At 68.1% G+C, this 14,424-nt stretch carries 15 protein-coding genes; 5 read left to right on the top strand and 10 right to left on the bottom strand.

The genetic code is table 11. The features are described from left to right. Positions 1-7 precede the first annotated feature (7 nt). The 7 genes from ACFSXZ_RS16610 to ACFSXZ_RS16580 all read right to left on the bottom strand — a co-directional run bounded on the left by ACFSXZ_RS16610 (position 8) and on the right by ACFSXZ_RS16580 (position 5,740). Positions 8-589, bottom strand: a complete 582-nt coding sequence (locus tag ACFSXZ_RS16610) for a MarR family winged helix-turn-helix transcriptional regulator (protein ID WP_378265924.1) — start codon at positions 587-589, stop codon at positions 8-10. Continuing rightward, a complete protein-coding gene (gene trmB / locus ACFSXZ_RS16605; RefSeq protein ID WP_378265923.1) occupies positions 586-1,296 on the bottom strand; it encodes a tRNA (guanosine(46)-N7)-methyltransferase TrmB in 711 nt (236 codons plus the stop codon). The genes ACFSXZ_RS16610 and trmB overlap by 4 nt, the downstream gene beginning before the upstream one ends. Positions 1,297-1,480: 184 nt before the next feature. Next, the gene (locus ACFSXZ_RS16600) at positions 1,481-2,050 is read right to left on the bottom strand and encodes a hypothetical protein (protein ID WP_378266486.1); all 570 of its coding nucleotides are present in this window, start codon (positions 2,048-2,050) and stop codon (positions 1,481-1,483) included. A gap of 140 nt (positions 2,051-2,190) precedes the next feature. Then, a complete protein-coding gene (locus tag ACFSXZ_RS16595; protein ID WP_378265922.1) occupies positions 2,191-2,934 on the bottom strand; it encodes a hypothetical protein in 744 nt (247 codons plus the stop codon). Continuing rightward, positions 2,931-3,848 carry an ABC transporter ATP-binding protein gene (locus ACFSXZ_RS16590; protein WP_378265921.1) on the bottom strand — a complete coding sequence of 306 codons (918 nt, stop codon included), beginning with the start codon at positions 3,846-3,848 and terminating at the stop codon, positions 2,931-2,933. Before ACFSXZ_RS16590 ends, ACFSXZ_RS16595 begins: the two co-directional genes overlap by 4 nt. Positions 3,849-4,024: 176 nt before the next feature. Continuing rightward, positions 4,025-4,792 carry an ABC transporter permease gene (locus tag ACFSXZ_RS16585; protein ID WP_378265920.1) on the bottom strand — a complete coding sequence of 256 codons (768 nt, stop codon included), beginning with the start codon at positions 4,790-4,792 and terminating at the stop codon, positions 4,025-4,027. 9 nt (positions 4,793-4,801) lie between these two features. Further along, a complete protein-coding gene (locus ACFSXZ_RS16580) occupies positions 4,802-5,740 on the bottom strand; it encodes an ABC transporter ATP-binding protein (protein WP_378265919.1) in 939 nt (312 codons plus the stop codon). Positions 5,741-5,957: 217 nt separating this feature from the next. Between ACFSXZ_RS16580 and ACFSXZ_RS16575 the strand changes: the two genes are divergently transcribed. Beyond that, on the top strand, positions 5,958-6,866 hold the full coding sequence (locus ACFSXZ_RS16575; RefSeq protein WP_378265918.1) for an SDR family oxidoreductase: 909 nt from the start codon (positions 5,958-5,960) through the stop codon (positions 6,864-6,866). Positions 6,867-6,874: 8 nt separating this feature from the next. On the opposite strand, the gene ACFSXZ_RS16570 is transcribed toward ACFSXZ_RS16575, so the two are convergent. Together ACFSXZ_RS16570 and ACFSXZ_RS16565 are read right to left on the bottom strand one after the other, a co-directional pair. Continuing rightward, positions 6,875-7,534: a response regulator gene (locus tag ACFSXZ_RS16570; RefSeq protein WP_378265917.1), complete on the bottom strand. Its 660-nt coding sequence runs from the start codon at positions 7,532-7,534 to the stop codon at positions 6,875-6,877. Then, complete coding sequence (locus tag ACFSXZ_RS16565) at positions 7,531-8,694, bottom strand: sensor histidine kinase (protein ID WP_449224279.1); 1,164 nt, start codon at positions 8,692-8,694, stop codon at positions 7,531-7,533. The genes ACFSXZ_RS16570 and ACFSXZ_RS16565 overlap by 4 nt, the downstream gene beginning before the upstream one ends. A 210-nt stretch (positions 8,695-8,904) precedes the next feature. Here ACFSXZ_RS16565 and ACFSXZ_RS16560 point away from each other — a divergent pair, with 210 nt between their 5' ends. Next, entirely contained in the window at positions 8,905-10,458 is a 1,554-nt protein-coding gene (locus tag ACFSXZ_RS16560; RefSeq protein ID WP_378265916.1) for a dynamin family protein, read from the top strand. Positions 10,459-10,572: 114 nt separating this feature from the next. Here ACFSXZ_RS16560 and ACFSXZ_RS16555 read toward each other — a convergent pair whose 3' ends face one another. After that, the gene (locus ACFSXZ_RS16555) at positions 10,573-10,734 is read right to left on the bottom strand and encodes a hypothetical protein (protein WP_378265915.1); all 162 of its coding nucleotides are present in this window, start codon (positions 10,732-10,734) and stop codon (positions 10,573-10,575) included. 335 nt (positions 10,735-11,069) lie between these two features. Between ACFSXZ_RS16555 and ACFSXZ_RS16550 the strand changes: the two genes are divergently transcribed. The 3 genes from ACFSXZ_RS16550 (at position 11,070) to ACFSXZ_RS16540 (ending at position 14,096) form a co-directional block, all read left to right on the top strand. Next, positions 11,070-11,480, top strand: a complete 411-nt coding sequence (locus tag ACFSXZ_RS16550) for a nucleotide exchange factor GrpE (protein WP_378265914.1) — start codon at positions 11,070-11,072, stop codon at positions 11,478-11,480. Then, complete coding sequence (locus ACFSXZ_RS16545) at positions 11,477-13,309, top strand: dynamin family protein (RefSeq protein WP_378265913.1); 1,833 nt, start codon at positions 11,477-11,479, stop codon at positions 13,307-13,309. The genes ACFSXZ_RS16550 and ACFSXZ_RS16545 overlap by 4 nt, the downstream gene beginning before the upstream one ends. 100 nt (positions 13,310-13,409) lie before the next feature. Continuing rightward, positions 13,410-14,096 (top strand): hypothetical protein, encoded by a 687-nt coding sequence (locus tag ACFSXZ_RS16540; RefSeq protein ID WP_378265912.1) that lies wholly within the window; start codon positions 13,410-13,412, stop codon positions 14,094-14,096. Positions 14,097-14,424 lie beyond the last annotated feature (328 nt).

Genomic DNA, 14,424 nt, shown 5'->3' with positions numbered 1-14,424 from the left:
TCTCCGCTCAGGTCATGGATTTGGTCAGGCGCTGCGTACAGATCCGGAGGATCCGGCGCAGCGCCTCGACCTGTGCCTCATTCAAATCGGCGAGCATTTCGGTTTCGATTTCATCCACCTCGTGATCGGATTCGCTGAGTTTCGCGGAGCCGGCTTCGGTGAGGTACAACCGGAGGATTCGGCGGTTCTCCTCACACGGTGTACGTTTCACCAGCCCCTGCCGCTCGAGCTTGACGATCATCTCCTGCATGGTCTGCGCGCTGACGAACGACCGGCGGGCGAGCTGGGCCGATGACAGGCCCGGTTGCCGCTGGAGCGCGGTGAGCGCGGTGTACTGCACGGCGGTCAGGCCGTGCGATCGCATGACGGCGTCCAGGCGCCCCCGGATGGCGAGTTCGAGCCGTTTCACCAGGTAGGCGGTTCGTTCGTTGCTCATCGCGGCTACCGTATCAGGCTTGCTGTTACACCGATCACATCGGGAAACGGTATTCGATGCGACCGTGAAATCGACGGCGGCCTTCCCCGGCAATTCCCGGAACGTCAACAGGGTGATTTTCATGATCACGCGGCCGACGCCGGGAAGGCTCACCGAGGTGGGTCCGGAATGCGCTCGAAAATCAGGTCGCGGCTGATTCGCCCGTCGGAATCGGCGCGCTGCTCGAACTTGGTGACCGGTCGCCAGTCCGGCCGAGGGGCCCAGTCGTCGAAACGGTTGCGCAGCAGCGGCTCGGCCGAGCACACCTCGAGCATCTGCTCGGCGTAGTGCGCCCAGTCCGTCGCCAGGTGGAGCATCCCGCCCGGCGCGATGCGGGAGGCGAGCAACCGCACGAACGACGGCTGGATCAGGCGCCGCTTGTGGTGCCGCTTCTTCGGCCACGGGTCCGGGAAGAACACCCGCACACCCGACAGCGACGCCGGCGCGATGTGTCGTTCGAGCAGGATCACGGCGTCCCCGTGCAGGAGCCGCAGGTTCTTCAGGCCGAGCTTTTCGGCCCGCAGCATGAGTTGGCCGAGCCCGGCCTCGTAGACCTCGACGGCGACGTAGTTGACTTCGGGCTCCGCGGCGGCGAGCCGGGAGGTCGTCTCGCCCATCCCCGAGCCGATCTCCAGCAGCACCGGGGCCGGGCGCGAAAACCACGCGGCGAAGTCGATCGGGCCGTCGGGCAGATCGGCCACCTCGCGGCCCAGTTCCGGCCACAACTCGTCCCACGCACGTCGCTGACCGACGGTCATGCGACCGCCGCGCTGCACGTAGCTGACCACGCTCCGCAGCCGCGGTTGCTGCTCGCTTTCCACCGGCCCAAGGTAGCCGGGATCAGTGCTTTTTCAGAACCCGCCCACCCGATCTCGTGGCCAGGGCTCGCCTTGGTATTTACGTTCGGTTTCGCCGAGGGGGAGCCCTGCCCCCGAGATCGAGTACCTTCGGGGGCGGGTTCGATCGCTCACTTGATCAGGCGTCTCCAGTTTGAAGATGGGTCGGTCAGCGCACGGCTTCGAACTCCCCCAGGCGTGACCGCAGACCGGCCAGGCCCGCCACCGCGATCGGTTCGGGGGTGGTGCCGCTGTGCGCGGGCAGTACGTCGATCCAGCCTTGGTGACGGCTCGTGCACAGGATGGTGGTGGGGATGCGGTGGCCCGACCGTCCCCCTTCGGACGGCATGAACTCCCAGTAACCGGATTCGCCGTCGGCGGCCCAGGGCAGGAACTCCCAGCCGGGACGCCGGGAGAGCAACTGCGCGATCCGGTCTTCGATGCGGAAGCCGGTTTCCCGGGAATCCAGCCGTCCGTCGGCGAGTGCGTGCAGCCACCAGGGCGCCGGAATGGGTTCGCCACCGGCGTTCACGGCCTTGAAGAGGGTCAGCACCTCGGATTCCGGGGCGCGGTGGATCCAGGCACGACGCATTTCCGCCGGTTTCGTCGCCGACACGGTGTCACGGGGTGCTTCGATGGCCTGCGCCCACTGCAGCAGGTCGAGCGGTTCGAGTGTCGGGTTCCGCGCGTCACCGGGCGGTCCGTCAAGAGGCGTGCCGATTTCTCGTCGGATATCCACCGTCAAGGGTCACCTCCGTAAGGTCTCCCGACGTGGTAGTTCCATATTCCCTGCTCAGGCATGGTTTGTCTGCTTCGTGTGAGAGCGACCACACGGTATTAACCCGCTCTTAACCCCGGCCCCATACCAATATCCACAGATTAATCTCTTAAACCTTGTTTTCTGTTGCGTCCGACACCCGCGAGGAAAATCAGCACCGATATCGCGGCGAAGTAGGCGCCGTAGGCGGCCGGACCCATCGGCAGGTGGTCCGGCGACAGTCCGAGCGCGGTCAGGTCGCTGTCGACGAAACGCGCGGCGGCGAAGAACGGCATCCAGCGGTAGAGGCCGCCGGCGAAATGCGGCAGGAGGACGAGGAGCCCTTCGACGAGTTGTGACCACGCGAGCACGGCCACCACGGCCACGCCGGTCCGGCGTAACAGCAGGCCGGCACCGAGGCCGAAGAGCGCGGTGAGCGCGAACAGCGGAGGTTGCCCGGCCAGCGCCCGCCAGTCGGCGGCGGTGGCCGGTACCAGGTCGAGCCCGGGATTGACCAGCGTGCCGAGCAGCCACGAGGAGAGTCCGGCGACCAGGCCGAGCGCGGCCGCCCAGCCCGCGACCACGGCGCCCCTGGCCGCGAGCACGCGACCCCGGTCCGGCATGCCGGGAAGAACCGGACCCGCCTTTGTCTCGGAGGTGGCGGCCAGTACCGCGCTGACCAGGACCACGGCGCGCCCGAACGAACACGCGATCTGCGTCGTGGCGACGGTCACCTGGATTTCGTCACCGACGATGAACGTGAAAACCGCGCCGAAAGCGGCCGAGACGAGCACCGCCAGAACCGAGCACCACCAGGTCGTCCGCACGCTGAAGAGCTTTATGGTTTCGGCCGCGAGGAGATTCACCCCGGCTCCTTCGGCGTGCCCGTGCGGAATTCGACGGACTCGCCGGTCAACTGCATGAATGCCTCTTCGAGTGAACCGGTCTGCGGGCTCAGTTCGTGCAGCGTGATTCCCGCCGAGAAGGCGAGATCGCCGAGTTCCGCACTGGTCAGGTCGGACACCAGCAAGGCGCCGTCCTGCTCGGTGAAGGTGATCCGCCGCTCGGTCAGCGCGGTCCGCAGGTCTTCCGGTTGCGGACTGCGGACGCGCACGGTGCGCCCGGTCGCGCGGTGCACGAAGTCGTCGGTGGTGCCCTGGTAGATCAGGCTGCCCTTGCCGATCACCACGAGATCCCGCGCCGTCTGCGCCATCTCCGAGAGCAGGTGACTCGAGACGAAGATGGTGCGGCCCTCTTCCGCGAGGGCGTGCATGAACGTCCGGATCCATTGGATGCCCTCGGGGTCCAGCCCGTTCACCGGTTCGTCGAACAGCAGCACCCGCGGGTCGCCGAGCAGCGCGCTCGCGATGCCGAGCCGCTGGAGCATGCCGAGGGAGAAACCACCCGCCCTCTTCTTCGCGACCGAACTCAGCCCGACCAGCTCGAGCACCTCGTCGACGCGGGAGTCCGGGATCCCGTTCGAGGTCGCCATCCAGCGCAGGTGGTTGCGGGCCGAGCGGTTGGGATGCCGCCAGTTCGCGTCGAGCAGGGCGCCGACCTCGCGCAGCGGAAGCCGCAGGTCCGCATAGCGTTGCCCGTCGATGAGCACTTCGCCGCGGGTGGGCCGGTCCAGTCCGAGGATCATGCGCATGGTGGTCGACTTGCCCGCGCCGTTCGGGCCGAGGAAGCCGGTGACCCGGCCCGGCTCGACCCGGAACGAGAGGTCACGCACCGCCACGGTGGTGCCGTAGTGCTTGGTGAGCCCGGTCGCCTCGATCACAGCTCGGATTGTCCCAGCCGGGGCCGCACCGCGCCCACCTTTCGCCGGCCGAACATGGGAGAAGGTCCGGGCCGCTCCCCGGATAGCGGCCCGGACCTTCTTCTTTCCCCTTCTCAGGCTGAGCGCTGCCCCCGAATCGCAGCGCCCCGCCGGAGTCCCCCTGTCGGTGGCCTGTGTCAGGCGTCCCGCTTCTTGGCCACCGTGATCGCGATCGCCAGCAGGCCGATCGCGACGGCGGCGAAGTAGGCCAGTGACCAGCCCTGGCTGAGGATCACGCCGGACGACTGCCCGCCCCCGGGACCGCGGCCGGAGTTGGACCCCGCGTCCCCGGTCAGGAACTTTTCGGCCACGTTGAACGGCATCCACTTCTGGATGTCGTGGCCGATGCCCGGGATGAGCCCGACCAGGCTCTCCACCGCGAGCGAGTAGACGAGCAGGAGCGCGATGGCGCCGGCGCTGTGCCGGATCATGATGCCCACCGCGATCGCGATGATGGCGGCGAAGGCGTAGATCACGCCCACACCGGCCACGTTGATCCAGTCCGCGGTGCTGTTGAGCGCGAGATCGGCGGTCGGCTTGATCATCTTGCCCACGCCCCAGGCGCCGAACGCGCTGATCTCGCCGATGACCAGGCAGAGCAGTGCGACCACCGTGGTCTTGGCCAACAGCGCCGCGATCCGGTTCGGGATCGCCTGGAAGGTGGTGCGGATGGTGCCGAACCGGTATTCGGTGGTCACCGAAAGCGCGGCCAGCACCATGATCACGGCCATGCCGAGGCCGTAACCGATCTGGGTGGACGACACCGTGGGGGCGAACTCCCTGTCGTCGGCGTTGGCCGTGACGAGGGCGGCGAAGCCGATGGTGATGGTGAGCGTGATCAGCGCGCACCACCACGGCGAGCGGGTGGTGAAGAGCTTGAGGCGCTCGACGGACAGCAAAGTCATGGTCTCCCCTTAGCGTGTCGGCTCGAGCACGTGCTGTGCTTCGGCTTCGAGCCCGGTGTGATATTCGACGGAATCCCCGGTGATCTGCATGAACGCCTGCTCCAGCGAGCCGGCCTGCGGGCTGAGCTCGTGCAACGCGATGCGGTTGGCGGCGGCCAGTTCCCCGATCTTCTCACTGTCCATTCCGGACACTGTGACTCCGTCGTCGGAGTCGGTGACATCGGCGCCTGCCTGCACGAGCAGGGTGCGCAACTGCTCCAGTTGCGGGCTCCGCACCTTGACCGCGTTCTCCGTGGCCCTGGACACGAACTCCTTGGTGCTGGACTGCGAGATCAGCCTTCCCTTGCCGATGACGACGAGGTCGCTGGCGGTCAACGCCATCTCCGAGAGCAGGTGGCTGGACACGAACACGGTGCGGCCCTCGTCGGCCAGCCGGTGCATGAACTTGCGGATCCACAGGATGCCCTCGGGATCCAGTCCGTTGACCGGCTCGTCGAACAGCAGGACCTCGGGGTCGCCGAGGAGGGCGCCCGCGATGCCGAGCCGCTGGGACATGCCGAGCGAGAACGCCCCCGCGCGCTTGCCCGCGACACTGGTCAGCCCGACGGTGTCGAGGACCTCGTCCACCCGGTGGGCCGGGATCCGGTTCGCCGCCGCCATCCACCGCAGGTGCGCCCGCGCCGAACGGTTCGGATGCACCCACTTCGCGTCGAGCAGGGCACCGACGGTGCGCAGCGGGTCCTTCAACTCCCGGTAACGCTTACCCTTGATCAGCACCTGGCCCGCGGTCGGGTTGTCCAGGCCGAGGATCATGCGCATCGTGGTCGACTTCCCCGCGCCGTTCGGGCCGAGGAAGCCGGTGACCCGGCCCGCCTCGACCTGAAAGGTCAGGTTGTCCACGGCGAGCGTCTTGCCGTATCGCTTCGTGAGGCCTGTTGCCTCGATCATTGTTGCTCCCCTGGTCAGTGCCTGTGGTTGTTTCCCCGGTGCGGTGAAGTGTCGTGCACCCGATGGGCCTCGCGCATCATCCTGTGGACCGAACTTGCCCCCGACTGTGGGAGTAGCTTGCCCCGGGTCCGGGCTTCGCACGATCGGTGAAGACCCTGAAAAGCCCCCTGAGCTTCCCGCCCGGTTTTGTCAGGGTCGGTCGCTATGGTCCGAATTCATGAACGATTTCGCGAACAAGGTCGCGGTGGTCACCGGCGCGACGAGAGGGTGCGGCCGGGCCATCGCCGTCGAGTTGGGCAGGCTCGGCATGACGGTGTTCGTCACCGGCCGCTCCACGCGCTCGGCACGATCCCCGCTGAACCGTCCGGAGACCATCGAAGAGACCGCGGAACTGGTCGAAGCCGCGGGTGGCCGGGCGGTGACGGTCCGGTGCGACTTCACCTCGGTGCCCGATGTGGACAATCTGCGGGACCGGATCGGCGAGCGGCTCGACGTCCTGGTCGACGACGTGTGGGGCGGCGACATGTTCCTCGACTTCCAGCACGCCTACTGGGAGTCGAGTATCGATGACGCACTGCACATGGTGCGCAACGCCGTGGACACCCACCTCATCGCGTTGCACCGCCTGGTGCCGTTGGTGATCCGCAGGCCGGGTGGCCTGGTCATCGAGGTGACCGACGGTGAGGACGACGAATATGTCGAGGCGGGAATCCCTTACTACGTGGCGAAATGCAGCGTGCGGGCGCTCGGGAGGGCGTTGGGGGAAGAACTGGCCGGGCACGGCTGCACCGGTCTGGCGGTGACGCCGGGCTTTCTCCGGTCCGAGTCGATGCTGGATGTCTTCGGCGTCACCGAGGCGAACTGGCGCGAGGCCATCGGAAAGACCGCGCCGCCGTCGTTCGCCGTCTCCGAGACGCCCTCGTACCTCGCGCGTGGAGTCGCCGCGCTGGTCACCGACCCGGAGGTCGCCCGGTTCGCCGGGCGAACGCTCGCGTCGTGGACCCTCATGCGCACCTACGGCTTCACCGATCTCGACGGCACGAAGCCGGATTTCGGACGTTGGCTGTCCGAGGTGCGTCACGCCGGTCTCGACCAGGCGAAGGCGGATTCCGCTCCGTTCCGGTGAAAATCGTTTCAGTGGTTGTTGCCGGGACGGATGAGACCGGTTTCGTAGGCGAGCACGACGGCTTGGACCCGGTCGCGCAGTTCGAGCTTGGCGAGAATCCGGCCGACGTGCGTCTTCACGGTCGCTTCGGAAAGGAAGAGCGTTTCGGCGATCTCGAGGTTCGACAGTCCCTTGGCGATCAGCATCAGCACCTCCCGTTCCCGTTCGGTGAGGACGTCCAGCGCCGAGGTGTCCTGCGGCGGTCCGCCCCCGGCGTTGACGAACCGGTCCAGCAGCCGCCGCGTCACCGATGGCGAAACCACGGCGTCACCGCTGGCCACCGCGCGCAGCGCCGAAACCAGATGGGCGGGCGGGGTGTCCTTGAGGAGAAAGCCGCTCGCCCCGGCCTGGAGCGCCGAGTACACGTATTCGTCGAGGTCGAACGTGGTCATCACGAGCACCCTCGAACTTCCGGCTTCGACGATGCGCTTCGTCGCCTCGACACCGTCCAGGACGGGCATTCGGATGTCCATCAGCACCACGTCCGGTTGTAGCCGCTCGGCGAGGCGGACCGCGTCTGCTCCGTCACCCGCTTCGCCGATCAACTCGATGTCCTCCTGTGCGCCGAGCACCATCCGGAACCCGGCACGCATCAGTTCTTGATCGTCGACCACCACCACGCGGATCACGGCGTCAATTTAGTGGGCAGGGTCGCGTGCACACGCCACCCACCACTGGAGTGCGGCCCGGCTTCGAGCGAACCGCCGAAGATGTGGGCGCGCTCCCGCATCCCGATCACGCCGTTGCCGCCGGGCAACGGCCCGGAACGCGCGAGCGCCGGTGCCCGGCCCGCGCCGTCGTCGGTGACGTCGACCTCGATCACGTCCTCGGTCCGCCTGATCCGTACCCGTGCCCGCGCGCCTTGGCCGGCGTGCTTGAGCGTGTTGGTCAGTGATTCCTGGACGATCCGGTACAGCCCGAGCGAGACGCCGGCGGGCAGGCCGCCGAGCGATCCCGCGATGTCGAGTTCCACCGGGATACCGGCCACCCGGATCCGCTCCGCGAGTTCGGCCAGCGAGGCGGCGTCGGGATGCGGGACGTTCGGGCTGCCCGGACTGTCGTCACTGCGCAGAACCTGCAGGAGCCGGCGCAGTTCCGCAAGCGCTTCCCGTCCGGTGCGCGAAATCGTCTGCACCGCGCGCTCGGCCAGTTCCGGCTGGGATCGGACCGCGAACGAGGCGCCGTCGGCCTGGACCACGATCACGCTGACCGCGTGCGCGACCACGTCGTGGAGTTCGCGAGCGATCTGGCTGCGTTCTTCGGCGACCGCGATCTTGGTCGCCTGGTCACGCTCGGTCTCCAGGAGGTGCAGCCTCGCGTCCAGTTCGGCCCGGTAGGCCCGCCGTGCGCCGACGAACTCGGCGAGCACCCAGGTGAACGCGACCAGCACCATCTCCACGATGATGGAGAGCCATTCTTCCCCGGTACTGACCAGCGCGGAATCGACCGAGACGACGGCGACCAGCGGGATCAGGTAGTACACGGCCTGCCTGCGGTTCACATAAACGGCCACGGAGTACAGCGCGATCAGTGGTGCCGCCATGCCACCGAGCCCGAGTTTCAGCAGGGTGTGCGGAATGGAGATGACCAGCACGAGGGACGCCACCCACAGCGGATACTTCCGGCGGAACACCAAGGGAAGCGTTATCGCCAGGTCCATGGGCAGGACGACGTACCACTCGGGCCCTTGCCCGCCTTGGCTGTTGGCCCCATGCGAGAACAGCAACCCGTCGAAGAGCAGGAGCAGCAACGCGATGAGGCTGTCTCCGACCATCGGATGCGTCCGCATCCACAAACTCAGTCGCCGCACCCGTTCACCGTAGGTCAGGCCACCGCACCTCCGCGTCATCCGGCGGAACCACCTTGTCTAGGCCTCCAGGCTGAGTTCTGGCAGGATTCGGCCCGGATCGCGCGGCTCTGGCACCGTATTCGAGTGCCAGAGGCACTGAGCGCGGTTCAAGCCCGCCGGCGTGTGAGGCAGAGGAAGGGAGGGGGTGAGGTGACCGACCAGGGCCGCTTGGCGGGCCCGCTGTCGTTGTCGGTGGCGAACCTGTGCCGACGGTTGCAGCCGCAGGTCTCGCCGCGCACGGCGGCCGGGTTCGCGGAGGTGATGCGCCGGTTGAGCGCTCCCCTCCAGGTTGCGGTCGCGGGCCGGATCAAGTCCGGCAAGTCCACCCTGGTCAACGCGCTGATCGGGCGCCGGGTCGCGCCGACCGACGTCGGCGAGTGCACTCGTCTGGTCACCCGCTTCCAGTACGGCACGGTGGACCGGGTCGAGGTGGTCTTCACCGACGGGCACAAGCAGGTGCTGCCCTTCGCCGCCGATGGCATGATCCCGGCCGAACTGGGCGCGGACATCTCGAAGGTCTCGCACATCGAGGCCTACCTGACCAATGCCGTTCTCGAAGACATGACGGTCATCGACACCCCCGGACTGGGCTCGCTTGACGCCGCGTCCGTTTCGCGCACCGAGGAACTGCTGGGCGCGGCCACACGGAAGGACACCGGCGCCGGGGAAATCGGGGAGCTCGATCCCACGTCCCGCAACGCGGTCGCGGGTGCCGAGGCGGTGCTCTACGTGGTGACCCAGGGCGTACGCGCGGACGACCAGCAGGCGCTCGCGGCGTTCACAGCGGCCACGGCGAGCCGTGAAGCCGGTCCGGTCAACGCCATCGCGGTGCTGAACAAGGCCGACACCATCCCCGCGGAGTCGGTACAGGGCGCGGAATCCGGTGAAGGGGATCCGGTGTGGCGGGCCGCGGAGATCCTGGCGGAGAAGCAGGCGGCGTTGCTCAAGCCCAGGGTCGCCGACGTACTGCCGGTGATCGGCCTGATCGCCGAGTCCGCCGAGGCGGGCGGATTCACCTCGGCGGACGCCGAAACCCTTCGTCAACTGTCCAAATTGGACGATCCGACGCTGGACACGATGCTCCTCGGTGCCGACATCTTCACCACCTGGGACTGTGAGGTGCCCTCGGGCACGAGGCTGCGGCTGCTGGAGAAGCTCGATCTCTACGGCGTTCGCCGTGCGATCGAAGCGATCCGCGCCGAACCCGAGATCACCGCGGGCGCGCTGCGCCGCATGTTGCTGGAGGTCTCCGGCCTGGCCGCGGTCCGCGCCCGGCTCAACGTGGTCTTCGCCGCCCGCGCCGACGGCATCAAGGCGGCCGCCGCGCTGGCTTCGGTGACCGCGCTCGCGCACGCCTCCGGTGACCCGGCGGAACGGCAGCGCGTGCACGACGCGATCGAAGTGCTCCTGGCCAAGCCGGAGGCGCATCAACTCCGGCTGCTCGAAGCGCTGACCGTGGTCGCCGCGGGCGCGGTGGACATGCCGGAGGATCTGGCCGAGGAGGTGCTGCGGGTGGGCAGCAACGCCGATATCGACGCTCAACTGGGCATGCCCGGCGCCGCGCGGCCGGAACTCGCCGCGCACGCGCTGGAACGCGCGGGCTGGTGGCGTTCGTTCGCCTCCTTCGGCGCCACCCCGGCACAGAGCCGGGTGGCGCACGTGGTGCACCGCTCCTATTTCCTCATCTGGCAACAACTGCGCTGAGCGGACCTACCGCGGTTACCGGCAACAGGTCGCCTGCGGCTGGGCTGTCATGGCAGGTCGGCAACGATGATGGTCCGGCGGCGGGCCATCGCCCGGCGCCGTCCGTCGCGGTGTCTAGCGGAATGCGCCTGCGTGCTCCTCGCACCACCGGCGGAAGGTCCTGGGGGCGATGCCGGTGAGGTAGGTGATGTCATCGGCGACCACTCCGGCACGACCGGCCGTCCGAGCCGCCTTGATCATGTTCTCGGCCTGCGCGGGCAGCGGCTCCCTCGCCATTACCCAGTTCCACCGACCACGCCATGGATCTCGGCCCGGGGATCGCCTGATTCCGCCCGGGCGGGCGCTCCGCAGAGTGCGCCAGCGGAACGGAGGCTCGGCAGCTCGTCCGACCGGGAGAAGGCACTGACATACCGATGTCTTCCAGGGACCCGAACAGTTCAGGCCACCCCCGTGCTGACACCGCCGGTTCGGGTGTGCGCCATGCTGTGCTTCGTGGGAGACCTTTTCCTCGCGCTTGAGGGCGGATACACAGGCACCGGCTGCGGCTCTCAGTGGTTTGCCCGACGCGGCCTCATCTGGCAACGACCGCGCGAGAACCGGGGGTGAGCGCGATGGAAGAGGTGCCGACCGGCCCCATCCCCGCGACTACGCTGGCCAAGATCATCGAAGAGGCCGGAGGAACCGCCCGGCCCGAGGGCGCGTCCAAACCCGATGTGGACTCCCCGTTGGAGCGCGCGCTCTCCGACCGGCAGACGCTGATCCAGCTTTGCCTCTACGCACTCGACCGGGCCCGCAGCGGCGGTGTGGTCGAGCGGATCGAACAGGGACTGGCCGGGGTCGGCGTGGTCGCGGTGCGGCCGGACGGCCTGCGGTTCGATCCGTCGCTGCACGAGGCAGGCGCGGCCGTGGACACCGACAATCCGGCCCTGGACGGGGTGGTCGCCGAAACCGAGGTCGTCGGGTTCACCGACCACGACCGGCTCCTCCGGGCGCCCGTCGTGACGGTGTACAAGAAGCGATGACCGATCCGATCGCGGCGCTGCCCGGCAAGGTGAAGCAGGCCAGGGACGAGTTGATCGGCCGCCTGCGCGAAGCCGATCCCCGAGCGGCCGAGTGGGTCGACACCGTGCGCCGCGCGCGGCGGGCCAAGCCGTCGGTCGTGGTGGTCGGTGAGACCAACCGGGGCAAGAGTTCCCTGGTGAACGCCCTGCTCGCGACGCCGGGCGCCTCGCCGGTGGACGCGGAGGTGGCCACCGCCACGTATCTCGTTTTCGATCACGCGCCGGAATGGTCGGCGCGGGCCTGTTACCCGGGGCAGCTCCCGCCGGTCCCGATCGCACCCGGTGAGCTGGTGCGCTGGGTTTCCGCGGCGCACGAGTTGCCCGAAGGGCAGATCCCGCCGCGCTACGTCGAAGTCACCGGACCGGTGCCGATCCTGGCGCGTCTGTCCATTGTGGATACTCCTGGGGTGGGCGGGCTGGACTCGATGCACGGCGAGCTGGCCCTGGAGGCGTCGGCTTCGGCCACCGCGCTGCTCTTCGTCGTCGACGCGTCGTCGCCGTTCACCGCGGGGGAGCTGGATTTCCTCCGCCAGGCCGGTGACCGGGTCGAGACGGTGGTGTTCGCGCTGTCGAAGACAGACCAGTTCCGCGGCTGGCGGGAGGTGCTCGAAGCCGACCGGCGGTTGCTGGCCGAGCACGCGCCCCGGTTCGCCGATGCGACGTTCCACCCGGTGTCGGCGCGGATGTTCGAGATGGCGGCCAAAGCCCCGAGCCCGCAGGCGGCCGAGATGCTGCGCGAGCGGTCCGGGGTGAGCGCGGTGCAGGCGGCGCTGCAGGAGTTGCTGGTCGGACGATCGGCGATGCTCGGTGAAGCGAACACCCTGCGGGCGTTGGCGAGCGCCTTCGCCGAACGGCATGCCGTGCTCAAGGCCGAGCAGAGAGCGCTTTCCGCCGGAGAGACCGAAGCCGAGGCCCTTCGGCAGAGGCGGGACCGCCTCGCCGCCGACCGCAGGTCGTCCACTCGCGGCTGGCAACTCAGGCTGCGCGGGGAAATCCAGCGCGCGCGGGTGGATCTCGGACACGAGTCGGCCCGCCGGACGCGCGATGCCCAGTCCTACTTCCGGCAGCGGATCGACGCCGCCAAGCGGGACCAGCTCGCGGCACTGCCGCAGCAGGTGGACGCCGCGTTGCAGGCGATATCGCAAGGCGTGTCGGCCGACCTGGCGCGGCGGCTCAACCGGGTGACCGACGTGGCGCTGGCCGAGTTGTTCTCCCCCGAGGAACTCGACGTGATCCGTGCCCAGTTCCTGCGGACCGGGGGACCGCAGGTGATGCTGAGGCCCCCGGACAAGAAACCGCCGACGCCGGAGGACAAGCTCCTCGTCTTCATGGGTGTGTCCGGTGGCGTGGGGGCGGGCAAGGTCGCCGCGCTGCCGCTGGCCGGGGTCGCCCTGCTGAACCCGGTCGTGCTGCCGGCGACGATCGTGATCGGACTCGGCGCGGGCTGGTGGATGGCCCGCACCCGCCGGCACGCGGCGGACAAGCAGCATGTCAAACAGTGGCTGGTGGAGTCCATCGCGGATGCGCGGTCGACGCTGGACCAACTGGTCGCCGAGCAGCTCATCGAGGCCGAACAGCAGCTTTCCCTGGCCTTGGACGACGCGCTGGCCCGCCGCATCGACGCGATCGAGGCCGAACTCAAAGAAGTCGACAAAACGATCAAGATGGATGCGCGGGAACGCGCGAACAGCCTGGCTTCGGTCACCCGGCGAATCGCCGAGACGACCGAAGCCCGTGAGCGGGCAGAGTCCCTGCTCAGCCGCCTGCGAACGCTCCGCGACCAGGACTGACCCGGTTGTGGTCGGGAACCCAACCGGCATACGGTGAGTCCTAGAGGAAACGACAGTTTTCTCCAGGCACCCTCCTGGGCAACGAGTGGGGAGTTTCGGCGTGTGGATCGACGACACCGGGTCAGCGACGGAAGCCAGTGACACCACTGGTCACGACGGTGAAATGGAGATCACCGTCGACGGTCAGAGCTACACCGCCGAAGAGAACATGGACATCGACCACGACGGCGTCTACGAGACGGTCCGCATGGACAACGCCGACGGCACGATCACCGCGTACGGCGACGCCGACGGCGACGGCCGCGCCGACCACTACCTCCACACCGACGCGCACGGCGACGTGATCGCCGAGGCGACGTACGACTCGTCGACCGGGGCCTGGGTCGCGGCACACGACGACGGGACAGGCGGGCACGAGACGGACACCGCGCACGCCGGCGACATCACCGCCGACACCGAGGACGGCACCGTGGACGCCGGGCCGGCGACCGTGGACAGCAACCACGACGGCACCGCCGACACCGCGGTGATGACCGACGCCCAGGGAGACACCGTCCTGTTCACCGACACAGACGGTGACGGTAAGGCCGATGTCGAAACGATCGTCACCTCTTCCGGTGAATCGCACACCTACCAGCACACCGGTCCTGGCCAGTGGACCGAGATGCCGGGCGGCGACGGTGTCGCCGCGGACAGCGACAAGCTCTGGGGCGGCCCGCAGTACGACACGGTCGAAGGGGTCGCGAAGATCGATTCCGCGACCGGGCAGTGGATCTCCCAGAACTGAAGAACCTCTTCGGGTAGTCGTCACAACCGAGCTTTCCCGGCGAACCGGGCAATCCACCTCGAGGTCATCCGCCACTCGCGCGGGTGGCCTCGACGCGTTTCGCGCGCATTACGGTCTCGGTGAGATCACGACAGGCGGGAAACCTTTTCGCGCTCAGCCGGTTCAGCGATATCTGAATCGATTCCCTGATCGTTTTTGTGAGAGAACCGACAGGTCAAGGGGCGGTTAGGGCCTCTTCTCGCGGTTACTCTCAAAAAATCCCCGAAACCGCACACCGGGTACCACCCCCGGTGCGCGAAGCTATTTCGCCGTCGAGGTCAGGAGAAGG

The sequence above is a fragment of the Amycolatopsis pigmentata genome, from assembly GCF_042684065.1.
GTDB lineage: Bacteria > Actinomycetota > Actinomycetes > Mycobacteriales > Pseudonocardiaceae > Amycolatopsis_E > Amycolatopsis_E pigmentata.
Note: the sequence above shows the minus strand (reverse complement) of the source record. Positions and strands in the feature narration are given on the sequence as shown.

Excerpts from the sequence above, each read along its gene's own strand:
- ACFSXZ_RS16585 (WP_378265920.1), bottom strand. The coding sequence starts at position 4,792 with ATGACTTTGCTGTCCGTCGAGCGCCTCAAGCTCTTCACCACCCGCTCG.
- ACFSXZ_RS16580 (WP_378265919.1), bottom strand. The coding sequence starts at position 5,740 with ATGATCGAGGCAACAGGCCTCACGAAGCGATACGGCAAGACGCTCGCC.
- ACFSXZ_RS16575 (WP_378265918.1), top strand. The coding sequence starts at position 5,958 with ATGAACGATTTCGCGAACAAGGTCGCGGTGGTCACCGGCGCGACGAGA.
- ACFSXZ_RS16565 (WP_449224279.1), bottom strand. The coding sequence starts at position 8,694 with ATGCGGACGCATCCGATGGTCGGAGACAGCCTCATCGCGTTGCTGCTC.
- ACFSXZ_RS16555 (WP_378265915.1), bottom strand. The coding sequence starts at position 10,734 with ATGGCGAGGGAGCCGCTGCCCGCGCAGGCCGAGAACATGATCAAGGCG.
- ACFSXZ_RS16550 (WP_378265914.1), top strand. The coding sequence starts at position 11,070 with ATGGAAGAGGTGCCGACCGGCCCCATCCCCGCGACTACGCTGGCCAAG.
- ACFSXZ_RS16545 (WP_378265913.1), top strand. The coding sequence starts at position 11,477 with ATGACCGATCCGATCGCGGCGCTGCCCGGCAAGGTGAAGCAGGCCAGG.